Annotated in this window: 18 protein-coding genes; 5 read left to right on the top strand and 13 right to left on the bottom strand. The window is 36.9% G+C overall.

Features of this window, described 5'->3' with window-relative positions; translation table 11 throughout:
• Positions 1-3 precede the first annotated feature (3 nt).
• The 4 genes from AC6CHV_RS05860 to AC6CHV_RS05845 all read right to left on the bottom strand — a co-directional run bounded on the left by AC6CHV_RS05860 (position 4) and on the right by AC6CHV_RS05845 (position 5,939).
• Entirely contained in the window at positions 4-2,091 is a 2,088-nt protein-coding gene (locus AC6CHV_RS05860; RefSeq protein ID WP_341330544.1) for a BglG family transcription antiterminator, read from the bottom strand.
• A gap of 98 nt (positions 2,092-2,189) precedes the next feature.
• Entirely contained in the window at positions 2,190-4,100 is a 1,911-nt protein-coding gene (locus AC6CHV_RS05855; protein WP_341330543.1) for a PTS mannitol transporter subunit IICBA, read from the bottom strand.
• 672 nt (positions 4,101-4,772) lie between these two features.
• Positions 4,773-4,925, bottom strand: coding sequence for a DUF2639 domain-containing protein (locus AC6CHV_RS05850; RefSeq protein ID WP_121449595.1), 153 nt, complete (start codon positions 4,923-4,925; stop codon positions 4,773-4,775).
• An 834-nt stretch (positions 4,926-5,759) separates the two neighbouring features.
• Entirely contained in the window at positions 5,760-5,939 is a 180-nt protein-coding gene (locus AC6CHV_RS05845) for an H-type small acid-soluble spore protein (RefSeq protein ID WP_121449594.1), read from the bottom strand.
• 124 nt (positions 5,940-6,063) lie between these two features.
• Between AC6CHV_RS05845 and AC6CHV_RS05840 the strand changes: the two genes are divergently transcribed.
• Positions 6,064-6,312 carry an atypical membrane-integrating protein (Mistic protein) gene (locus tag AC6CHV_RS05840; protein WP_341330542.1) on the top strand — a complete coding sequence of 83 codons (249 nt, stop codon included), beginning with the start codon at positions 6,064-6,066 and terminating at the stop codon, positions 6,310-6,312.
• A 21-nt stretch (positions 6,313-6,333) separates the two neighbouring features.
• Entirely contained in the window at positions 6,334-7,326 is a 993-nt protein-coding gene (locus tag AC6CHV_RS05835; RefSeq protein WP_341330541.1) for a potassium channel family protein, read from the top strand.
• A gap of 42 nt (positions 7,327-7,368) precedes the next feature.
• Here AC6CHV_RS05835 and AC6CHV_RS05830 read toward each other — a convergent pair whose 3' ends face one another.
• The 5 genes from AC6CHV_RS05830 to AC6CHV_RS05810 all read right to left on the bottom strand — a co-directional run bounded on the left by AC6CHV_RS05830 (position 7,369) and on the right by AC6CHV_RS05810 (position 12,810).
• Positions 7,369-8,715, bottom strand: a complete 1,347-nt coding sequence (locus AC6CHV_RS05830; protein WP_341330540.1) for a glucose-6-phosphate isomerase — start codon at positions 8,713-8,715, stop codon at positions 7,369-7,371.
• Positions 8,716-9,168: 453 nt separating this feature from the next.
• Positions 9,169-10,332: an iron-containing alcohol dehydrogenase gene (locus AC6CHV_RS05825; protein WP_341330539.1), complete on the bottom strand. Its 1,164-nt coding sequence runs from the start codon at positions 10,330-10,332 to the stop codon at positions 9,169-9,171.
• A 135-nt stretch (positions 10,333-10,467) separates the two neighbouring features.
• Complete coding sequence (gene yugI / locus AC6CHV_RS05820) at positions 10,468-10,854, bottom strand: S1 domain-containing post-transcriptional regulator GSP13 (RefSeq protein ID WP_121449589.1); 387 nt, start codon at positions 10,852-10,854, stop codon at positions 10,468-10,470.
• Positions 10,855-11,143: 289 nt separating this feature from the next.
• Positions 11,144-12,313, bottom strand: a complete 1,170-nt coding sequence (locus tag AC6CHV_RS05815) for an aminotransferase (protein ID WP_341330538.1) — start codon at positions 12,311-12,313, stop codon at positions 11,144-11,146.
• On the bottom strand, positions 12,310-12,810 hold the full coding sequence (locus AC6CHV_RS05810; RefSeq protein ID WP_099361766.1) for an Lrp/AsnC family transcriptional regulator: 501 nt from the start codon (positions 12,808-12,810) through the stop codon (positions 12,310-12,312). Before AC6CHV_RS05810 ends, AC6CHV_RS05815 begins: the two co-directional genes overlap by 4 nt.
• Before the next feature lie 165 nt (positions 12,811-12,975).
• On the opposite strand from AC6CHV_RS05810, the gene AC6CHV_RS05805 reads away from it, so the two are divergent.
• Positions 12,976-13,779 carry an alpha/beta fold hydrolase gene (locus AC6CHV_RS05805; RefSeq protein ID WP_341330537.1) on the top strand — a complete coding sequence of 268 codons (804 nt, stop codon included), beginning with the start codon at positions 12,976-12,978 and terminating at the stop codon, positions 13,777-13,779.
• An 812-nt stretch (positions 13,780-14,591) separates the two neighbouring features.
• Here AC6CHV_RS05805 and AC6CHV_RS05800 read toward each other — a convergent pair.
• Both AC6CHV_RS05800 and AC6CHV_RS05795 read right to left on the bottom strand, forming a co-directional pair.
• Positions 14,592-14,852 (bottom strand): DUF1871 family protein, encoded by a 261-nt coding sequence (locus tag AC6CHV_RS05800; RefSeq protein WP_121446170.1) that lies wholly within the window; start codon positions 14,850-14,852, stop codon positions 14,592-14,594.
• A gap of 14 nt (positions 14,853-14,866) precedes the next feature.
• On the bottom strand, positions 14,867-15,076 hold the full coding sequence (locus AC6CHV_RS05795) for a hypothetical protein (protein WP_341330535.1): 210 nt from the start codon (positions 15,074-15,076) through the stop codon (positions 14,867-14,869).
• A 135-nt stretch (positions 15,077-15,211) separates the two neighbouring features.
• On the opposite strand from AC6CHV_RS05795, the gene kapB reads away from it, so the two are divergent.
• Positions 15,212-15,595, top strand: coding sequence for a kinase-associated lipoprotein KapB (gene kapB, locus AC6CHV_RS05790; protein WP_341330534.1), 384 nt, complete (start codon positions 15,212-15,214; stop codon positions 15,593-15,595).
• Between the two features lie 160 nt (positions 15,596-15,755).
• Here kapB and AC6CHV_RS05785 read toward each other — a convergent pair whose 3' ends face one another.
• A complete protein-coding gene (locus AC6CHV_RS05785) occupies positions 15,756-17,078 on the bottom strand; it encodes a LysM peptidoglycan-binding domain-containing protein (protein ID WP_498078307.1) in 1,323 nt (440 codons plus the stop codon).
• Between the two features lie 132 nt (positions 17,079-17,210).
• Positions 17,211-17,834, bottom strand: coding sequence for a 3'-5' exonuclease KapD (gene kapD / locus AC6CHV_RS05780; RefSeq protein WP_121446173.1), 624 nt, complete (start codon positions 17,832-17,834; stop codon positions 17,211-17,213).
• 429 nt (positions 17,835-18,263) lie between these two features.
• Here kapD and AC6CHV_RS05775 point away from each other — a divergent pair, with 429 nt between their 5' ends.
• Positions 18,264-19,445, top strand: a complete 1,182-nt coding sequence (locus tag AC6CHV_RS05775; protein WP_498078316.1) for an MFS transporter — start codon at positions 18,264-18,266, stop codon at positions 19,443-19,445.

The following is a 19,445-nucleotide window of genomic DNA, read 5'->3' as shown; positions in this document are numbered from 1 at the left end:
AATTCATTCCCTTCCAAATTTAAGCTGTAAGAAGTTTAAAAATGTTTCTTCTAACTTTATACGTATCATCTTTTCATTTGCAGAAGAAAAGATCATTATATTTTCTTTATTTTCAACTATAGTCGTACTTACCATGCTTATAATTTCTAATTCACCATCATTTAATGTTTGTGGAGCAAGAAGCAAAAGAATAGTATATACTTCCATTTCCTTACCATCCATGCCTACTAACTTGTATGGGGAATCCAAATGTGCGATTTGAAAAATGAGTTCTTTTACACTGTCATGTCGGCAGTGAAAAAGAGCCATACTTGTTTGAGGAATCCCCAATCCTCCTTTTGCTTCACGTAGCTTAAGCTGACGAAAGACATCCTTACTATTCGTTATTCTTCCTCTTTGCTTTTCGTATCCTAGCATCTTCTGGATAAGAAGATCATAGGAGGACTCATTTTTCATCTTGTTTATGGAAAAATTGCGAAAGATAGCACGAATACTATCTTGACAAATATCTACTTCATCCATTAAAGCAGTAAGAGATGTCGGACTTTTAATTATCTTCTGTTGCTCATTTTGTTTCGTTGGATAACTAGAATGTTTAGTAATGTTTTGAACATGAGTGCGTAAATATGCTTGAATTGACTCAATGTCTTTTTCATAAAGTAGTGGATTTACATAAACATAGTCAAATTTTTCTTGTAGCGGTAGTAAGACAGTCGAGACAATGATTTGATATTGACTCCAATCCATAGTATGCATTTCTTTTAATGAAATAATATCGGTTGAAGTAATCTCTGGTACCTCTTTTTTAATACGACTAGCCAGCATCTTTGAAGTACCAATTCCCGTAGGACATATGATTAAAGCATGGATCTGAACTTCCTCTTTTTTTAATTCCAAAGCTGATCCGAAATGCAAGACAATATAAGCAATTTCATCATCATAAAATGGAATCTGGGTGAAAATCTTATTAACACTTGTGTGTACAGCCATAAACAAAAGAGGATACTTTTGCTTAATTTCTTCTGTTAAAGGATTAAAATGAGTTAACCCTTTAGTCATTCGATAAATTGTTGGTTCCATATGAGCCATAAGCCCTTGAAACAAAGAAAAGTCTGCAGATAAGTCAACATTCAATTGCTCAGAAACATCATAAATCAATTTCTTAACTGAGCGACTAATGAGGATTTGATCATAGTATGTATTCTCAGTTGTTACTATTTTTGAACCTCTAAAAACAGTTACAAAATTAGAAATTTCATGATCGTTTAACTCGATAGATAATAAATTTGATAATTCACCACATATCTTAATCAGAAGTGAATATTCTTCAGAATTCTTTATTCGATCAACATCTTGTTTTCGTTCAGAAAGAGTATGTCCCTTTTCAATTCTTTGCAAGGAAATACAGATATAGATGATGAACGCAATATAATCACTATCCGCTAATTTTATTTCTGATTGATTTATGTATGAATATACAATTTTATCTGTTGTCTTTAAGTAATCCTTTTTAAGAAAAAATAAGATTTTGTCATTTTGTAGCCTATCATTGGAAAGTAAAAATATGCTTTCAATCAGTTCTTTATTAAAATGAATGAGTAAATAACTAACCAAGGCATTTCTTTTGTCTTCTTCTAATCCGTCGATTTCAATTCCTACGCCTTTTTTACGATTAAGGATAATATCGTAGTTTTTCAACCACTCCATCAAATCATCGATATCTGTGCCCAAGGTTGTTATTGAAATGCCTAGCTCATTTGCTAATGGAGCTAGTTTTATGGGGCCATCTGCATCTAATAGTTTAATATAAGCAAGTAATCTTCTTTCTTCTATTGTAAAATCGATTGGTTTAATCTTATTCAATTCTTGAATCAGTCGATAAAAGTTTTCATTGGTTCCAACTATCGATAACCCGTTATCATTTTCTACCGATAAATCAAATTTCTTTAGAATCTTTTCTATGCTTTTAATATCTCTTTGAATGGTTCTGGTGCTGACATGCAAAAAATCAGCAATGGAAGAGATCGTATGATTTCCACTTTTTTTTACCATTAGGTCAACTATTGCCTTCTCTCTTGCTGTCATCATCATGTCCATCAACTCTTTTCAATCAAAATTATTCGATAAATGATTGAGATTCTTCATAAAATGGAAGAAGAAAGATGCATGTTGCATCTTTCTTGCTTAACTTAATTTTCAAATGAAGCTCCTATAATATCTAGGATTTCATCCGCTGTTTTTGCAGTTGCCATTTTTTCAACGTTTTCCATCTCAGAACAGGTAATAGCAATTGCAGACAGTATTTCTAAGTGTCCGCCATCCTTTCCAGCAATTCCAAAGATTAAACGAACTTTTTGTCCATCATAATCAATTCCCTCTGGAACTTGAATGATGGTAACACCTGATTTTCGAACACTCTTCTTTGCTTCATCTGTACCATGAGGTATCGCTACATCGTTCCCCATATAGGTAGTTGTTATTTTATCTCTTTCAATCATCGCTTCAATATAGGATTCATCTACATAACCACCATCTGCTAAAACCCTTCCTGCAAATCGAATGGCTTCTTCTTTAGAAGAAAATTGTTGATTTACGAAAATATTTTCTTTCCTTAAAACATCTTGATTGCCTGATGGTGACTGATCTTCTACCTTCTCATCACTAGGGGCCTCAACAACAACATCCTCTGTTTTTAGACGTTGGATCAATTCATCATATTTGGGACTCGATAAAAAGTTATCAACTGAAATATGATATGCATTTGGTACTTTTTGTTTTGCACGTGGAGTTAGTTCCTCTTGTGTAATAACAAGTTTTGCATCACTTGGAAGGTTGCTTATAGCTGTGTTCGTAACCTTCATATTTAATCCAGCTTCTTTTACTTTTTTCCTTAGAAGAGAAGCTCCCATAGCACTTGAACCCATACCCGCATCACATGCAAAAATGATATGGTCAATATCTTTAGATGTGAAATCTCCGTTCACGTCTTCTGCACTTAATGCACTTGCTACACTACTTTTCTTCCCTTTCATCTCTTGCATTTTTTGCGATGCATCTTCAATGCTTCCTTCTTTTGTTTTACTTGTTTTTAATATGATTGAAGAAATGAGAAGTGAAACTAGTGCTGCTACTACTACACCCGCAATATTAGCAAAATAGTTACCAGCAGGCGTTACAGCAAGAATAGCTAGAAAACTTCCAGGTGAAGATGGAGCTACTAAACCACCACCAAGAACAGATAAGGTGAATACTCCGCTTATTCCACCTAGTATAACAGCAATAAACAATAGAGGATTCATTAATACATATGGGAAATAAATTTCATGAATCCCACCAAAGAAATGGATGATACTTGCACCAGGCGCTGTTTGCTTAGCTGTTCCTCTTCCAAAGAAGCAATATGCTAAAAGAACTCCGATACCTGGTCCAGGGTTTGCTTCTAGCAGGAATAAGATCGATGCTCCAGTTTGTTTAACCTGCTCTATCCCAATTGGTGATAAAACACCATGATTTATTGCATTATTTAAGAACAATATTTTTGCTGGTTCAATTAAAATGCTTGTTAATGGCAGAACGCCTACTCCTAACATCCATTCTACGCCAGTCACTAACCAGCCCGTAAGGACACTTACTCCAGGTCCTACTAACAAGTATGAAAGAATAGCAAGTATGCCACCTAATATCCCGGAAGAAAAGTTATTTACTAACATTTCAAAACCAGTTTTTACTTTTCCTTCTATTAACGAGTCAAACTTTTTGATGACCCATCCACCAATCGGACCCATGATCATGGCTCCAAGGAACATTGGTATTTCTGCTCCAACAATGACACCCATTGTTGCAATCGCACCAACGACACCACCGCGAGCGTCATAAATAAGTTTACCGCCAGTGTAACCGATTAATAATGGTAACAAATATTTTACCATTGGGTCCACTAATGAAGCCAATTCCTCATTTGGAAACCATCCTGCTTCAATAAAAAGAGCTGTAATTAACCCCCATGCTATAAATGCTCCAATATTCGGCATAACCATGGAGCTTAAAAAGTTACCGAATTTCTGCACGCCAACTTTAATCCCTCTATCTTGTTGAGTCATTTGACCCACTTCCTTTCAAAATCATAATACCTATATATTAATCTTAGGAAGTAAACCGCTTTCAAACAATGAAAAGTAGAACTAATTTTGTCTCAGCTATCTATGCCAAAACTTTAATTAATCTGATGTAGCCTTATGCTATTGCCTGAATCCTAACCTTAATGTTAACGATTCCTTATTTTTTTATTCTTCTTTATTACTAAATTTCATATTTCATACATTAATTATCGAACAATAACCCAAAAGTAAATAACATTGTACGCTTTTTTAATCGAAGCCATTTATTTCTACAGTAAAAATAAAGAAGTTAATTCACCAGAACCGTATTTTATATAAATTTCTTATATCCTCATCATTCGGTTCTACTCCGTCACTTTACCATTAAATCTAGGCTGCTGGTAAAAATCCAATTTCGCTAGTGCAATAAGTCTTCAATTAATTTGATTATAAAAGTTCTATATAAACACAAAAAAGCAGTGTTATTTCTGAAGTGAAATACACTGCTTCTATACCTGTTTTTATCAATTCCTTTTTCAAAAGAGAACGTCCTAATATGTTAACAAACGTTCATATTATATTATTACTTGTTATTTCATTGAGTGCCGTTCTTTATATCTCAAGAAATGCATCTCAAAACACCCCTTTAGGACTTTCTCTGAGACAGAAATTTATTTATTTGTCTTTATCAACTACTAATTCGAAATATAATTTTCGTAAGATATATGTTTTATACGTTTCTAGTTTTTTTCGCTCAACTGGATGCTGGTAAATCCCTTTTTCTTTTAATTGTTTCACGTACCAACCTTTTGATCCTGGATAAGCCATATCAAATCCCCCTCTTTTTTTACGCTTGTCCTATATGTATGCATGGAAAAGAAAAAGAATGAGTATCAAAAAAAATTTTTATAGGGTTTGTAACCTTTTACAAAACAGTTCGTCTAATTCAATGAAGTTTTCATTTCTCTCTTGCCTCTAATTACTCTCTCATAATTAGAGGCATTTTTTACTTCATTTCCCCTATCATTTATATATACAAAGAACCTCTAGGGTGTCCTAGAGGTTTTTTGGGTTGTATGAAAGATTCCATTATGCAAATAGTATATAAAAGAGGTGATTGTGTGAAGAAGGAGACCCTTAGTTGGATATTAACTGGTCTAGTGATTGCTTTTTTTCTTTGCTCATTCTTTTATTTTAGTTCGGATATTTTCGCAAAATTCATTAGTGGATTTTGGGATTAAAAAAAGCTCCCCTTTGAGTAAAATGGGAGCTTTTGTTTTGTTCTTTAATTTTTTATGTAGGGAACCTGGAAGTTCCCCGGCGAAAACTGGAGCTTTGTGTTGATTCTGACTCTGTGAACCTAGAATTTCTACTTGGTGTCTGAAGGCCCTGGTGATTCGGACTCTGTGAACTATAAAATACTTCCTTGTGTCGGAATGACAGGAGAATTCGGACTCAGTAACCTGAAAACCCTACGGTGAGTCCGAATACAAGGGTTTTCTGACAGCCTTAACATGTAATTTGTACTCTATGTAAGAATTCTAGGCTCATTTACTCTGAGCACCAGTTACCTCTAAATCAAGACACTATGCCCGGATGATTCAGACAGAGTAACACCAGGTTACACCAACTAAACTCAACCGGCTCAAAAGACTTATGTACTTACATTTCCTCTAATTCAGCTACTGGGACAATATTTTTTTCATGCTCCCTACCTCTTAGGTGTACTGTGCACATATTCCCCTGCTCATCACAGCTATCAATCCATACTGAAGTACCTTGATAATGAACGGTTACTTCATTTGATGAAGATAAGATTTGCTTTGCTCTACGAATATCCATTCTACTCACTCCAAATTAATATTTTCTTCCCTCCAATAGTTTCCGAATTTCTAGGAAATTTATGCAAAGATAGCAAGTTTTTGAACACACTATATAGGAAAGGACCAAGGATAGGAGTAAACGTATGAAGCTTAATGAAAATGAGAAGAAGACACTTAGTGATTCGATTGATCGGTTAAATGAAGGCATAGATGTTGTCATTCAGTTATACAATGAGGCAGAAGAAGACAAGCCCCTGATTGAATTTGATCAAGAAGTTATTGAAGCCATTGAAAAAGCGAAGGAAACCTTTGGAGAAGAGGAGATTACTCGTAGGATTAATACAATTATAAAAGAGATCTTTGCCTTTCTACCAAAAGAGGAAAAAAAATAGATGTAAAAAGGAGTGGAGTGTTTGTTAACAAGTATCTTAGCTTCCTTTTTTAAGCGCTTTTTGATAGCCAAGCTCGTTGGGATTGTTTTATTAGTCATCATCATCTTTGGCTCCATTATTCACTTAATTGAGCCCGAAAACTTTCCAACCGTTTTCGATGGGGTTTGGTGGTCGATTGTCACCGCTGCAACAGTAGGGTACGGTGACTATACTCCAACTTCATTAATAGGAAGAATTGTGGGGATGTTTCTTATCTTTATCGGTGCTGGCATTGTAACCCGGTATTTCGCTGCAATTTCAACTGCAACCTTCGTTACCCAAAATGCATACCTTGAAGGCACGTCAGGATTCCACGGAAAAAAACACATAATTATCATTGGATGGAATGAACGTGTAAGGGAAACCATTTCGTTTCTTAAAGCTCCAGGTTCAGCAACTGAAATTTTGTTAATTGATGATTCCTTAGAAAAGAACCCGATGCCTGGCAATCATTTTCATTTTATTAAAGGGGATCCGACTCGTGATGAAACATTAAAACAAGCAAATGTTCAGAATGCAGATATGGTCTTAGTTACTGCCGACCAAGGCAAGGATGAAGTACATGCTGATATGCTAACCATCCTGACACTACTCGCGATAAAAGGGTTGAATCCAACGGTTTATACAATTGTAGAAATATTAACCACTCATCAGATTCAAAATGCAAAGCGTGGTGGTGCTGATGAAATTATCCAAACAAACCGGCTTTCAAGTTTGGTGATGGTCAATAGTATTTTTTCACATGGAGTGTCTGATGCATTACTGTCCATGTTGGTTGATTTAAAAGGTGTTAAACTTCAGTTTTTGGAAACTACTTTTGATTTAGTGGGACTGACTTTTCAAAAAGCGAGTGAAACTTTATTAAAGGAAGGAAAAATATTAATCGGAATTAAGCGAGGCGAAGAAATAACAATTAATCCTCCTCTTTCACTTGAAATACGAAAAAATGATCACATTCTAATTATAAAAAGTTAAAAGGGATTCTCCATTCGGGAATCCCTTTTACAATGATTCAGCTTATAAGCGTTTTTCTAGTTCAGCCTTCTTCTCTTCATAGCCAGGCTTACCTAATAGTGCAAACATATTTACTTTATATGCTTCTACACCAGGTTGGTCGAATGGATTTACACCTAAGAGGTATCCACTCATCGCGCATGCTTTTTCAAAGAAGTACACAAGGTATCCAAATGAATACTCGTCCATTTCTGGTACATGGACAATTAGATTTGGTACGCCTCCGTCTGTATGAGCAAGCATTGTACCTTCGAATGCTTTTTTATTAACAAAATCCACTGATTTTCCAGCTAAATAATTTAATCCATCTAAATCATTGTCTTCAGCTTCAACAATTAATTCATGACGGGATTTCTCGATATTAATGACTGTTTCAAATAAATCACGTCGTCCTTCTTGAACATATTGTCCAAGTGAATGGAGGTCTGTTGAGAAGTTTGCTGATGATGGGTAAATTCCTTTTTGGTCTTTCCCTTCACTTTCGCCAAACAATTGCTTCCACCATTCAGAGAAATATTGAAGACCTGGTTCATAGTTGATTAGCATTTCAATTGTTTTGCCTTTGTTGTATAGTGCATTACGAACCGCAGCATATTGGTAAGCAGCGTTTTCTTCAAGCTCTGATTTAGAGAAATCAACACTTGCTGCTTGTGCACCCTTCATCATTTCTTCAATATTTGCACCACTTACGGCAATCGGAAGTAGTCCAACAGCTGTTAAAACAGAGTAACGGCCACCAACATCATCAGGAATAACGAAGGATTCATAGCCTTCTTCAGTTGCTAAAGTTTTTAATGCGCCACGTGCTTTGTCAGTTGTTGCAAAGATACGGCCACGTGCTTCTTCTTTTCCGTATTTTTCAATTAACATTTTACGGAAGATACGGAAGGCTAGTGCTGGTTCAGTTGTTGTTCCAGATTTAGAAATGACGTTAATTGAATAATCCTTACCTTCAAGTAAGTCCATAAGGTCTTTCATATATGTAGAACTGATATTGTTCCCTACAAATACGATTTGTGGGGTTTTACGCTGTTCCTTTGTTAGGGAATTATAGAAGGAGTGGTTTAACCAATCAATAGCTGCTTTAGCACCAAGATAAGAACCACCGATACCAATTACTAGTAAAATGTCAGAATCTGATTTGATTTTTTCAGCACTTTTTTGAATGCGTGAAAATTCTTCTTTGTCATATTCGGAAGGAAGGTCTACCCATCCTAAGAAATCACTACCTGCGCCTGTTTTTTCATGTATAGAATGGTGTGCGACCTTAACCGCATCACGTAGATATGTAATTTCATGTTCTCCAAAAAAAGTTAATGCTTTTGAATAATCGAAACGAACATGTGTCATTATTAATACCTCCACCCTTTAATTTTCAATGCCTCTTTTCACTGTAACCAAACTTTTCTGTTAAATCAAGACCGCCGGCTTACTGTAAGCGTAACCATTGAAAAAATAATTAAAGCAAATCTTCCTTGGCATATTTGCGCCCGATTTTTAGGCCCACGTGGGTCATAAAGAAGTTGCCACAAGCAGTGGTGTTCTTAGTCTTTGAACTTACTGCGAGATACAGTGAAGCTTCAATCAGTAGAAATTATTCTGCCGTTTGTTAGTTGAACCAATCGGGCATTTACTGGTAGTTGCCCTTCATGGGGGCTTAGCACCAGTTAATTACAGAAAAAACTCCCATCGAAAAATAGTGGCTTCCGCCGATAGCTTTAACTTTATATAGCCATGGGGGTGAATAAAGTTAAAAGGCTCACACATGTAGTATGAGCCTTTTTCACAGTTTATAACGATCAATTATAGAGATGCTTTTAGTATTTCAAGCGAATCTTGTTTGCCTAATAGTTTAAAGCGACCAAATTCACCGAATACAACTGTTTTGTCAGCCATTAGTTCAAGGTTTTCTTCACCAATGTCGTAATCTGCCAATCTTGATGGTGCACCGATGCTGCTCCAAAATTCTCTTAGCTTTTCGATCCCTTCAAGTGCTACTTCACGTTCCGTTTTTCCTTCAGTATCGACTTCAAAGACACGAACCGCCAATTGCTTGAAACGGTCTACATTTTCATCCAGAACATGCTTCATCCAATTCGGGAATAGGATCGCAAGTCCACCACCATGAGGAATATCATAAACAGCGGATACGGCATGTTCAATATTATGTGTAGCCCAATCCCCACTATATCCCATGTTTAACATTTTATTTAGTGCAAGCGTTCCATTAAGCATAATGGTTGCTCTGTAATCATAATTTTCTAAGTCATTAATTAGTTTTGGCGCCGTTTCAATGACCGTCTTTAGTATAGACTCACACCATCTATCTTGGGTTAATGTGTTAGGTTCATGATGGAAATAATGTTCCAACACATGTGACATCATATCCACCATTCCATACACCGTTTGATCCTTTGGCAGTGAATATGTATAAACTGGATCTAATATTGAAAACTTTGGAAACACCGCAGCGCTTCCCCATCCATATTTTTCATTCGTTTCCCAATTTGTAATGACAGATCCTGAATTCATTTCTGAACCTGTCGCAGCTATTGTTAAAACTGTTCCTAAAGGTAGAGCGTCAGTAGCCACTGCTTTTCGAGACATAAAATCCCATACATCACCATCATATTTTACGCCCACTGCAATTGCTTTTGTACAGTCAATAACACTTCCACCGCCCACAGCGAGCAAAAACTCAATGCCTTCCTTACGGCAAATTTCGATTCCTTTTCTGACTGTAGACAAACGAGGATTGGGTTCTACTCCAGAAAACTCGTGTACCTCTGCCCCTATTTCATTTAATTGGTCAATGACTTGGTCGTACAAACCATTTCTCTTGATACTACCGCCACCATATATAAGCAATACTTTTTTTCCGTACTGGGGTATTTCAGTTTTAAGTTCTTGTACCTGACCTTTACCAAAGATAAGCTTAGTTGGGTTGTAATATGTAAAGTTTTCCAAAATTATCGCCTCCTGTAAAAAATTATGGCAATGTTACAACATGTTGTAAAGCAGTTTGCTCTTAACATTATCTTCTATTTTTCTTTATATATGTAAAAAAAGAGGCTATTCAGTGAATGCCTCTTTTTCTGGTTCTTAGTTAAAATTCGATTGTTCAATCCACTCTTCAAGCTTATCCTTTAAAGTGTTGAAACCTTGAGGGCTTTCAGCATTTGCTGGTTGTGCTTGTGCTGGACGTTTTTTTGGCTTAGCAGTTCTTTGTGCCGGCTTTTCTGGTGCTTCCTCAGTTGCACGAATTGATAGACCGATTTTTCCTGCTCCTTCATCAATAGATAAAATCTTTACATTTACTTCATCGCCAACTTTAACATGTTCGTTAATATCTTTAACAAAACCATGAGTTACTTCTGAAATATGAACTAAACCTTGTGTATTTTCGTCTAAAGCAACAAATGCTCCATAAGGTTGAATTCCTGTAATCTTACCCTTAACAACACTTCCTACTTCGAATTTTTCTGTCATGCTACCCAACTCCTAAAACTTTAGTTTACATACCTTTTATATACGCAATAAATAATTATAACACAGAATGGCCATTTATTCAAAAAAAGAACCTTTTCGCTTTTAGAGTTACCATTTCGAGATGAAATTATGAAAGAGGTAATATTTATCATTTCGATAATAGCGGGATCTGTGCGGTGTTTAAAATAGGTGATTATTGGAGATACTACTTTCAAAGGCTTTCTAGTATTCCCCTTTTGTATGTAGGACAAAACCAAAATTGGTTTTGTCCATTTTTTTATACAGTTTTTTATAAAAGATTGTTGTTTTTCAAGAATCGGCCCATTCGTTTGACTGCTTCTTGGAGTTGCTCTAGTGAGGATGCATATGAGCAGCGAATAAACCCTTCACCACTTTCACCGAATACATTACCAGGGACAACTGCTACCCTTTCCTCCATTAGTAAACGATGCGCAAATTCCTCAGATGATAATCTTGTTGCTTTTATAGACGGAAATGCATAGAAAGCACCGCCTGGCATATGACAAGTTAGTCCAATTTCCTGTAACGAAGATACAAAAAAGTTTCTACGCTGACGATAGCTTTTTCTCATATATTCTACATCTGAATGTCCATTTCGAAGTGCTTCGATTGCTCCGTACTGAGCCATAGTCGAAGCACACATCATTGTATATTGATGAATTTTCAACATTGCTTCCGAAATTTCCCTTGGAGCAGCAGAATAACCTAAGCGCCATCCAGTCATAGCAAAACCCTTTGAAAATCCAGATACCAGGATTGTGCGCTCAAACATCCCAGGGATACTTGAAAAACTTGTATATTTGCCTTCGTAGGAAAGCTCAGCATAAATCTCATCTGAAATCACAAGTAGATCGTGCTTTTCCACAATTTTAGCAATTGCTTCAAGTTCTTCCTTCTTCAACATAGTTCCTGTTGGATTATTTGGAGAACAAATAATAATGGCCTTTGTACGTTCTGTTACTACTTTTTCTATTTCTTCTGGCTGTAGCTTAAATTCATTTTCAGGTCTAGTGTGTACAGGGATTGGAACTCCACCTGCAAGCGAAACGATTGGGCTGTACGCAACAAAGGTTGGTTCTACAATGATAACTTCATCACCTGGGTCGACAATTGCACGCAATGCCAAATCAATTGCTTGGCTTCCGCCAACCGTCACAATAACCTCATTTTCAGGAGTATATTTCACCCCAAATGACCTATGTAAATAAGCTGAAATTTCCTGTCGTAGTTCAAGAAGTCCTGCATTTCCAGTGTAAGATGTAATTCCTGACTCGATAGATTGGATGCTTGCTTCCCGAATTGACCAAGGTGTTACAAAATCAGGTTCACCCACACCCAACGAGATGACACCTTCCATCGTTACCGCTAAATCAAAGAATCGACGGATTCCGGAAGGTTGTAATTCTTGAACTTTTTTAGAAAGGTACTGAGAAGTCATGGTGTCACCACAATCCGTTTGTCATCTTCACCTTGATCAAAAATAGTTCCATCATGTTTGTATTTTTTCAAAATAAAATGTGTTGTAGTCGAAAGAACAGAATCAAGTGTTGAAAGCTTTTCAGATACGAAAGAACCAACTTCCGACATCGTTTTACCTTCAATTACCACAGATAAATCATATGCACCAGACATTAAATAAACCGATTTTACTTCTTTAAAATGATAGATGCGTTTAGCAATTTCATCAAAGCCTACACCCTTTTTCGGGGTTACCTTGACATCAATCATAGCTGTTACACCTTCATGACCTTCAACTTTCTTCCAGTCAACGATTGTGTTATACTCCACAATAATCTTTTGATCTTCAAGTTTTTGAATAATGCCATCGACTTCATCAACACTTTTGCCAACTAATTTTGCAATTGTTTCCACAGGAAGTCGTCCGTTGTTTTCAATTATCTCAAGTATTTCAATTTCATTTTCCTGTAACTGCATAATGGTCACTCCTAGTAATTTGAAATGAATTTTTGTCATTTATTATATCAGATAAATGAATAGTATATTGAATTATTTTATATTCATTCGAAATTTTATGAGTTTTTCTATCCCCTTAGGTAAAAATAGGGATAAATCAATAGTGTAGGATGTGGACGTTTATCAATGGATACGATACAAATTAAAGGAGTAAATCTTCATTATGAGTTATACCAACATAATAAAAAGAAGCCCGTTCTTGTCATGTTGCACGGTTTTTTATCATCCTCATTTAGCTTTCGAAGACTGATTCCCTTTTTAGAGGAAGAGTATACCATCTTATCAATTGACCTTCCCCCTTTTGGGAAAAGTGAAAAATCGACTAGCTTTACATATTCCTATTCAAATATCGCGTATGTGGTATGTGACTTGATTCGGTCTTTTCATTTTTCAAAAGTGAATTTAGTTGGCCATTCGATGGGTGGACAAATATGTCTATACATTGCAAAGCAAGCACCTGATTTAGTAGATAAATTAATACTGTTGTGCAGTTCAGGCTATATGAAACGAATGCCAAAGTCTTTAATCTATTCTTCCTATCTTCCCTATTTTCATTTTATTGTAAAAAGGAAGCTAGCTAAGCAAGGGGTATTACATAATTTACGTAATGTCGTGCATAACCATGAGCTCATTGACCAAGAAATGATTGATGGATATACAGAGCCCTTTATGGATAACCGAATTTTTATGGGATTAACACGAATGATTCGCCATCGTGAGGGAGATTTACCGTCTGAGGAATTAAAAAAGATCAAGCATCCTGTCTTATTAATTTGGGGAGAAAAAGATCGAGTCGTTCCAATTTCTGTAGGAAAAAGGCTTCATCAGGACCTGCCTAATTCTAGTTTTGTTGCCATTAAGAATACAGGACATTTGGTTCCGGAAGAATGTCCTGAGAAGGTATCCGAATATATTTCACAGTTTATCTAGCTGTTCTAGGTCCAATCCCCTTTCATCACGTCTATGAAGGGGGGTTGGTGCGGCTTTTCCCACTCATTTCCTCTTCATCGCGTCTATGAAGGGGATTGGGTGCGGCTATTCGCACCCGAGTCCTCTTCATCACTCTATGAAGGGGATTGGGTACCTCTATTCCCACTCATTTCCTCCTCATCACGTCTATGAAGGGGATTGGGTGCGGCTTTTCCCACTCATTTCCTCTTCATCGCGTCTATGAAGGGGATTGGGTGCGGCTATTCGCACCCGAGTCCTCTTCATCACATCTATGAAGGGGATTGGGTACCTCTATTCCCACTCATTTCCTCTTCATCACATCTATGAAGGGGATTGGGTACCTCTATTCCCACTCATTTCCTCTTCATCACGTCTATGAAGGGGATTGGGTGCGGCTATTTCCACTCATTTCCTCTTCATTAGGTCTATGAAGGGGATTGAGCGCGGCAATCCCCACTCGTTTCCTCTTCATCGCGTCTATGAAGGGGGTTTGGTGCGGCTTTTCCCACTCATTTCCTCTTCATCGCGTCTATGAAGGGGATTGGGTGCGGCTTTTCGCACCCGAGTCCTCTTCATCACATCTATGAAGAGGGTTGGGTGCGTCAATATTAGATTATTTCCTCTTCATCACGTCCATGAAGGGGATTTGTAACAAAAGTTTCCGCTCCAGTCCTCTTCATCACGTCTATGAAGGACAAACCGAGAGAGCCAATATCCCTCCTCGTCCAAATCAGCAATGACCCGTACAAAACAAATTTAATAAACAAAAAAGATGGGTTGCCCCATCTTTTTTACAGTTCGCACGTTGCATTATTTAAAATGGCTAAGAGTTTCACAGCCATTTTCTCACACTCTTTTAGCGGGATGACTTCCTCAAAAGAGAATTCAAAAATAGACTGTATTTTTCTTGCTAATTTACTTGGATTATCAAATTGATGGGCTGCCTGTAAAACATCCACCGCTTCTGTTTCATAGGAACCGACTCCATAACCTAGTGGATCCCATTCTTGCAGCACAATCATAATTTGTAAATTGGCCTGTTGATTTTCCATAGAATCACCTAAAATTACTTCGTGAGATTGTTTTTGTCATGTTTTATTAATTGCTTCTCTAGTTCCTCAGCTTTCGCTTGTTCTTTTTTCGAATGCTTGATAAATAAACGGAACACAATAAACGCAACAATTAAGCAAATAACAGTGGTTATTGCAGCTGGAATATATTCTGTTTTATCCTCAGGGAAATATAGAAACAGGTTTAATACTGGTAAAAGCAGCATTCCTACACACCTTTCAACCTAGAATGATAGCTTTTTACATTATAACACAAACCTAAGACGTGTTATAAGATGCTTGTTCGAATTACGTCGGTTATAATGGATAGAGTTATAAATATGCAGAAGGAGTGATTTGAAATGTCTGATGAATTTAAAGTCGGTGACATTGTAACTGGAATTTATAAGACTGGAAAATATATTGGAGAAATTACAGCAATTAAGCCTGAGCATTATCTTGTAAAGGTAAAGGCTGTCTTAAAGCATCCAATGCAAGGGGACATACATTCACCGAAGGATGTTCATGTTCCACTTTTTCAAGAACGGAGAGCACTTGCATTTAACGAGCAGACAAATGTTCCAAAAAAGATGGTACGTCATTACACAGAGGACGTTCCAGAATATAAATCCTCATTAAGGGAAGCAGTGGAAAAAGCAAAAAATGATTTAGAAGCTGAAGGAACCGAATGGGCACTGCGCAGTCTTGAAAACATGAACGTGTTGGAGAAAGATTATTTTAAATAAGTCATTCCAGTTGAATTTTGGGCTAATGACCATCAAATTTATTTATTGGCCGTAAATTTATTTTATCGGCCATATTTTTAGCTTATCGGCCATAAATCACAATTATTGACCGAAAACATAGAAAACCTACGGATTAAGTTGTTCCGTAGGTTTTTCTTTTTTAGTAAACCCGCTTGGCTCCTACATAGTATTTGGACCAATACGTATTATCCATCGATACAACGTCTATTCCCTTTGAGGATGTGGCGGAAATAAATTTGTTATTCCCTACATAAAAGCCAACATGGGAGATTCGGCCTGTATCATTGACCGCAAAAAACACGAGGTCTCCCTGTTGTAAATTTGATTTAGAGACAGGCGAACCCATCGTATAATAGCCTGCTGAGGTGGTTCTTGGGATGTCAATTCCATGCCGTGCATGCATAAAAGAAACGAAACCAGAACAATCAAATCCTGCTGTTGTCGTTCCTCCCCACAGGTACGGAATTCCTACAAAGTTATAAGAGTCATTCACTAAATCTTGAAGCACCTGCTCACGATTTTGTGTTCCTTGTTCAGCTTGAGCAGTCCCACTCACATTTAAAACTTGTCCAATTGAAAGTGTATCTGTTGCCAGATTATTGATGCTTTTAAGCTCTGTCACACTCATATTATAAGTTCGAGAAATTCCATACAAGGTATCTCCTGCTTTTACAGTATATGTAGCACTTGCTACATTTTGCTGTGGGGCTTTCGCTGTAGTTCCTAGTTGTAATTTTTGTCCCACATATAGCATCGATGATGTTAAGTTATTATTTTTCATGATTTGGTCAACCGTTGTGTTAGCTCGCTGGGCTATCGAATACAAAGAATCCCCTGGTTGCACAGTATAAGTGTTGCCTTGTATTTGAGTAGTCTGAGGTGCAGTACCGATTACTTGTAGGGTTTGTCCCACATGGATGGTGTTTGAAGTTAGATTATTTAATTGCTTTATTTGATCAACACTCATGTTATAAGAATTAGCAATGGAGTAAAGTGTGTCTCCACGGGTTACCGTATACGTTGCTGTCTTTTGTGGAGGTTTGGCCTCACTAATTACAAGTGTTTGTCCTGGGTAGATCATATCACCAGTTAAATGGTTCAATTGTTTTACCTGGGACACGGTTAAATTGTATTGTTTTGCAATTCCATATAGTGTTTCACCGTTTGCAACCGTGTGTGTTGTTTGGGTACTTGCTTGGTTATTGCTCGCTGCTTCTACTTTAGAGGAATGGTGTCCTCCCACTAAAGTAATTGTAGCGATTACCATTGTCCCCATCATGACTTTTACGATATTCGGATTTAGGGTAGGGACTTTTTCTTTGAGGTACATTCGAATGCTTTCGTTTAGATGAAGCTTTTTTCCATGTTCCGGTATACCAATTTCACTTGAAAATTCCTCCAACTGGGGATCTATATATAAACATACAGTTTGTGGATTTTCTATTTTATGGCCAATAAACATAACGCATCCCTCCTTTTGAAATTAGGATATCCTAACGGGATGCGATTATTTTTCAAATCAATTGTAAAAATTCGACAGTGCTTTCAAATGATAAAAATAAAAACCAATTCACTTGATTAGCGAATTGGTTTTTTATAATGCAAACTTATTTAATACTTTCGAGAAATCCACTCGATCGCCGATAGTTGTTGGCTCGGGTCTGGCTAAATAGCGTTTATCATTTTCGACTAATTTGAATATATTAAAGGTTGTAAGTGCGTCATCGAGGGCACAATGATGTTTGCCTGTCCCTTCTTTGCCGTACTCTTGAACCGCCTTCCAAAGACCTGTCTGATTTTGGTCCCCAAAAAAGCGTTTATATTCCATGGACAAGTCCCTTTGTTTTCCTTTAAAAGGAAAAGGAATTCCAGCCCGTTGAGAATTATGGCGCAATACCTTCATATCCATATTTCCCCATGTGATGATGGTGCTAGATGAATGATTTTCATACCCTGCGAGCTTATTAACCAACTCCTGAAACGTGATACCATGATCGACTTGCTCTTGAGAAATGTTTAAAAAGGATTTACATCGTTCTGTTAATGTAGGAAATTTTATTGGTTTCACATATGATGAGTATTGTTCGATTATTTTTTGGTTTCTCACGCAAACAAGGCCAACTTCAATAATCTCGGGGTAAAATCCTTGTGGGTTGTTTTTTTTCTCTGGCATAGTAAATTCAAAATCAATAAACAAGTATTGATGCTGATTATCCACTCCTTAACCTCCTTTGTCATATCAGTCTATTAATATGAAATACTACCTTTACAATACAAAACCGACGAACATCTTTTAAATATTATAGCACGGTTTACTGCATTTTTCAGAATATATTTATAATATATATGCTATTTCTCCTTAACTATATTCAAACGGGCTTTGGGCCCGTTTGAATATAATTATAGCCTCCGGCGGATGCCATGATTTTTCAGAGGAAATTTTCGAACTTAAGATCAAAGAATAAGAACGCCACTTCCTGTGGGAACGTCTTTGTGACCCACATCCTGTGGGCCTAAAAAATCAGGCGCAAATACGGCAAGGCGTATTTGATTAAGTAACAATAATATTCTATAATATTTAGTAAGTCGAAATATTCGAGTTAAGAAGGTGTTTCCGATTCAAACAGCAAAGCGAAATCTTTTGATTATGTGGTTTGCCAATTTCTTTGTTGCTGCAAGTGCTACAATGATAATGCCATTTCTCTCTTTATACATCGAAACATTTGGTGATTATTCAGATAGCTTTGTACAACGGTGGGCTGGATTAGTTTTTGCAGCAACCTTTGTTACGGCTTTTTTTATTTCACCGATATGGGGACGTTTTGGTGATCGAAATGGCTATAAAAAAATTCTTATCATTACAGGCATTGGTATTGCCATTAGTATTTTTTTAATGGGCTATGTGCACTCTGTAAAGCAATTATTTTTCTTAAGACTCTTCATGGGTGCTGTGACAGGTTTTATTCCAACCTCCCTTGCCCTCATTTCTGCACAAACTCCTAAAGAAATTGCCGGAAAAACGTTAGGAACACTTCAAATGGGAAATGTGTCAGGCGCATTATTCGGCCCTTTATTAGGTGGATTGCTTGCAGATGCAGTCGGTTTCCAATATACCTTTGTCCTTACTGCAATCGTCATTTTAGGGGCAGTCGGACTCGTTGCTATTGGTATTAAAGAGGTACGGACCAATGAAACAAGTACTACTGCAAAAAAGTATACACGCAATGAGGTTTTAATCCATATTCTCAGACATCCTGTTTTACTAACTATTATGCTTATCTCAACACTCATCCAGGTCGCTAATTTTAGTATTCAGCCCTTACTTGCATTATATGTCACGCATTTAACAGACAGTAGTAATATTGTGTTTTTAGCTGGAATGGCATTTTCCGCGACCGGTTTTGGAAATTTATTATTCACGAGACAATGGGGTAAAGTCGGTGACCGCATTGGTCATGAAAAAATCCTAACATTCCTCTTGCTTGCGTCCTCGATAATGTTTATTCCGCAAGGACTCGTAACCGAATTATGGCAGCTTGTGGTTTGCCGATTTTTATTTGGTATGGCGGTTGGAGGACTCATTCCTTGCATGACCGCTTATATCCGTCAGGTCGCACCACTTTCTATGCAAGGCGAAGTTCAGGGCTATAATGTAAGTTTTCGGTTTTTAGGAAATGTTATCGGTCCGATTTCTGGTGGAATTCTTAGTGGATTTTTCGGAATTTCTACTGTCTTTTTTGTAACAAGTGGTCTCTTTTTAACCGGTGCAATAATCTTATGGCTAAGTGTTGTTCGTCATTCTCAAAAATCAACTCAACAAGCTGCTTAA

The sequence above is a fragment of the Ferdinandcohnia sp. GQ5 genome (assembly GCF_059759275.1).
The sequence above is the reverse complement of the archived record's forward strand: the minus strand, read 5'-3'. Positions and strand labels throughout refer to the sequence as shown.

Excerpts from the sequence above, each read along its gene's own strand:
- AC6CHV_RS05785 (WP_498078307.1), bottom strand. The coding sequence starts at position 17,078 with ATGTTTATTGGCCATAAAATAGAAAATCCACAAACTGTATGTTTATAT.
- AC6CHV_RS05795 (WP_341330535.1), bottom strand. The coding sequence starts at position 15,076 with ATGCTGCTTTTACCAGTATTAAACCTGTTTCTATATTTCCCTGAGGAT.
- AC6CHV_RS05860 (WP_341330544.1), bottom strand. The coding sequence starts at position 2,091 with ATGATGATGACAGCAAGAGAGAAGGCAATAGTTGACCTAATGGTAAAA.
- AC6CHV_RS05815 (WP_341330538.1), bottom strand. The coding sequence starts at position 12,313 with ATGACTTCTCAGTACCTTTCTAAAAAAGTTCAAGAATTACAACCTTCC.
- AC6CHV_RS05850 (WP_121449595.1), bottom strand. The coding sequence starts at position 4,925 with ATGGCTTATCCAGGATCAAAAGGTTGGTACGTGAAACAATTAAAAGAA.
- AC6CHV_RS05845 (WP_121449594.1), bottom strand. The coding sequence starts at position 5,939 with ATGGATATTCGTAGAGCAAAGCAAATCTTATCTTCATCAAATGAAGTA.
- AC6CHV_RS05810 (WP_099361766.1), bottom strand. The coding sequence starts at position 12,810 with ATGCAGTTACAGGAAAATGAAATTGAAATACTTGAGATAATTGAAAAC.
- yugI (WP_121449589.1), bottom strand. The coding sequence starts at position 10,854 with ATGACAGAAAAATTCGAAGTAGGAAGTGTTGTTAAGGGTAAGATTACA.
- AC6CHV_RS05830 (WP_341330540.1), bottom strand. The coding sequence starts at position 8,715 with ATGACACATGTTCGTTTCGATTATTCAAAAGCATTAACTTTTTTTGGA.
- AC6CHV_RS05800 (WP_121446170.1), bottom strand. The coding sequence starts at position 14,852 with ATGGAAAATCAACAGGCCAATTTACAAATTATGATTGTGCTGCAAGAA.
- AC6CHV_RS05775 (WP_498078316.1), top strand. The coding sequence starts at position 18,264 with ATGTGGTTTGCCAATTTCTTTGTTGCTGCAAGTGCTACAATGATAATG.
- AC6CHV_RS05805 (WP_341330537.1), top strand. The coding sequence starts at position 12,976 with ATGGATACGATACAAATTAAAGGAGTAAATCTTCATTATGAGTTATAC.
- AC6CHV_RS05840 (WP_341330542.1), top strand. The coding sequence starts at position 6,064 with ATGAAGCTTAATGAAAATGAGAAGAAGACACTTAGTGATTCGATTGAT.
- AC6CHV_RS05855 (WP_341330543.1), bottom strand. The coding sequence starts at position 4,100 with ATGACTCAACAAGATAGAGGGATTAAAGTTGGCGTGCAGAAATTCGGT.
- kapB (WP_341330534.1), top strand. The coding sequence starts at position 15,212 with ATGTCTGATGAATTTAAAGTCGGTGACATTGTAACTGGAATTTATAAG.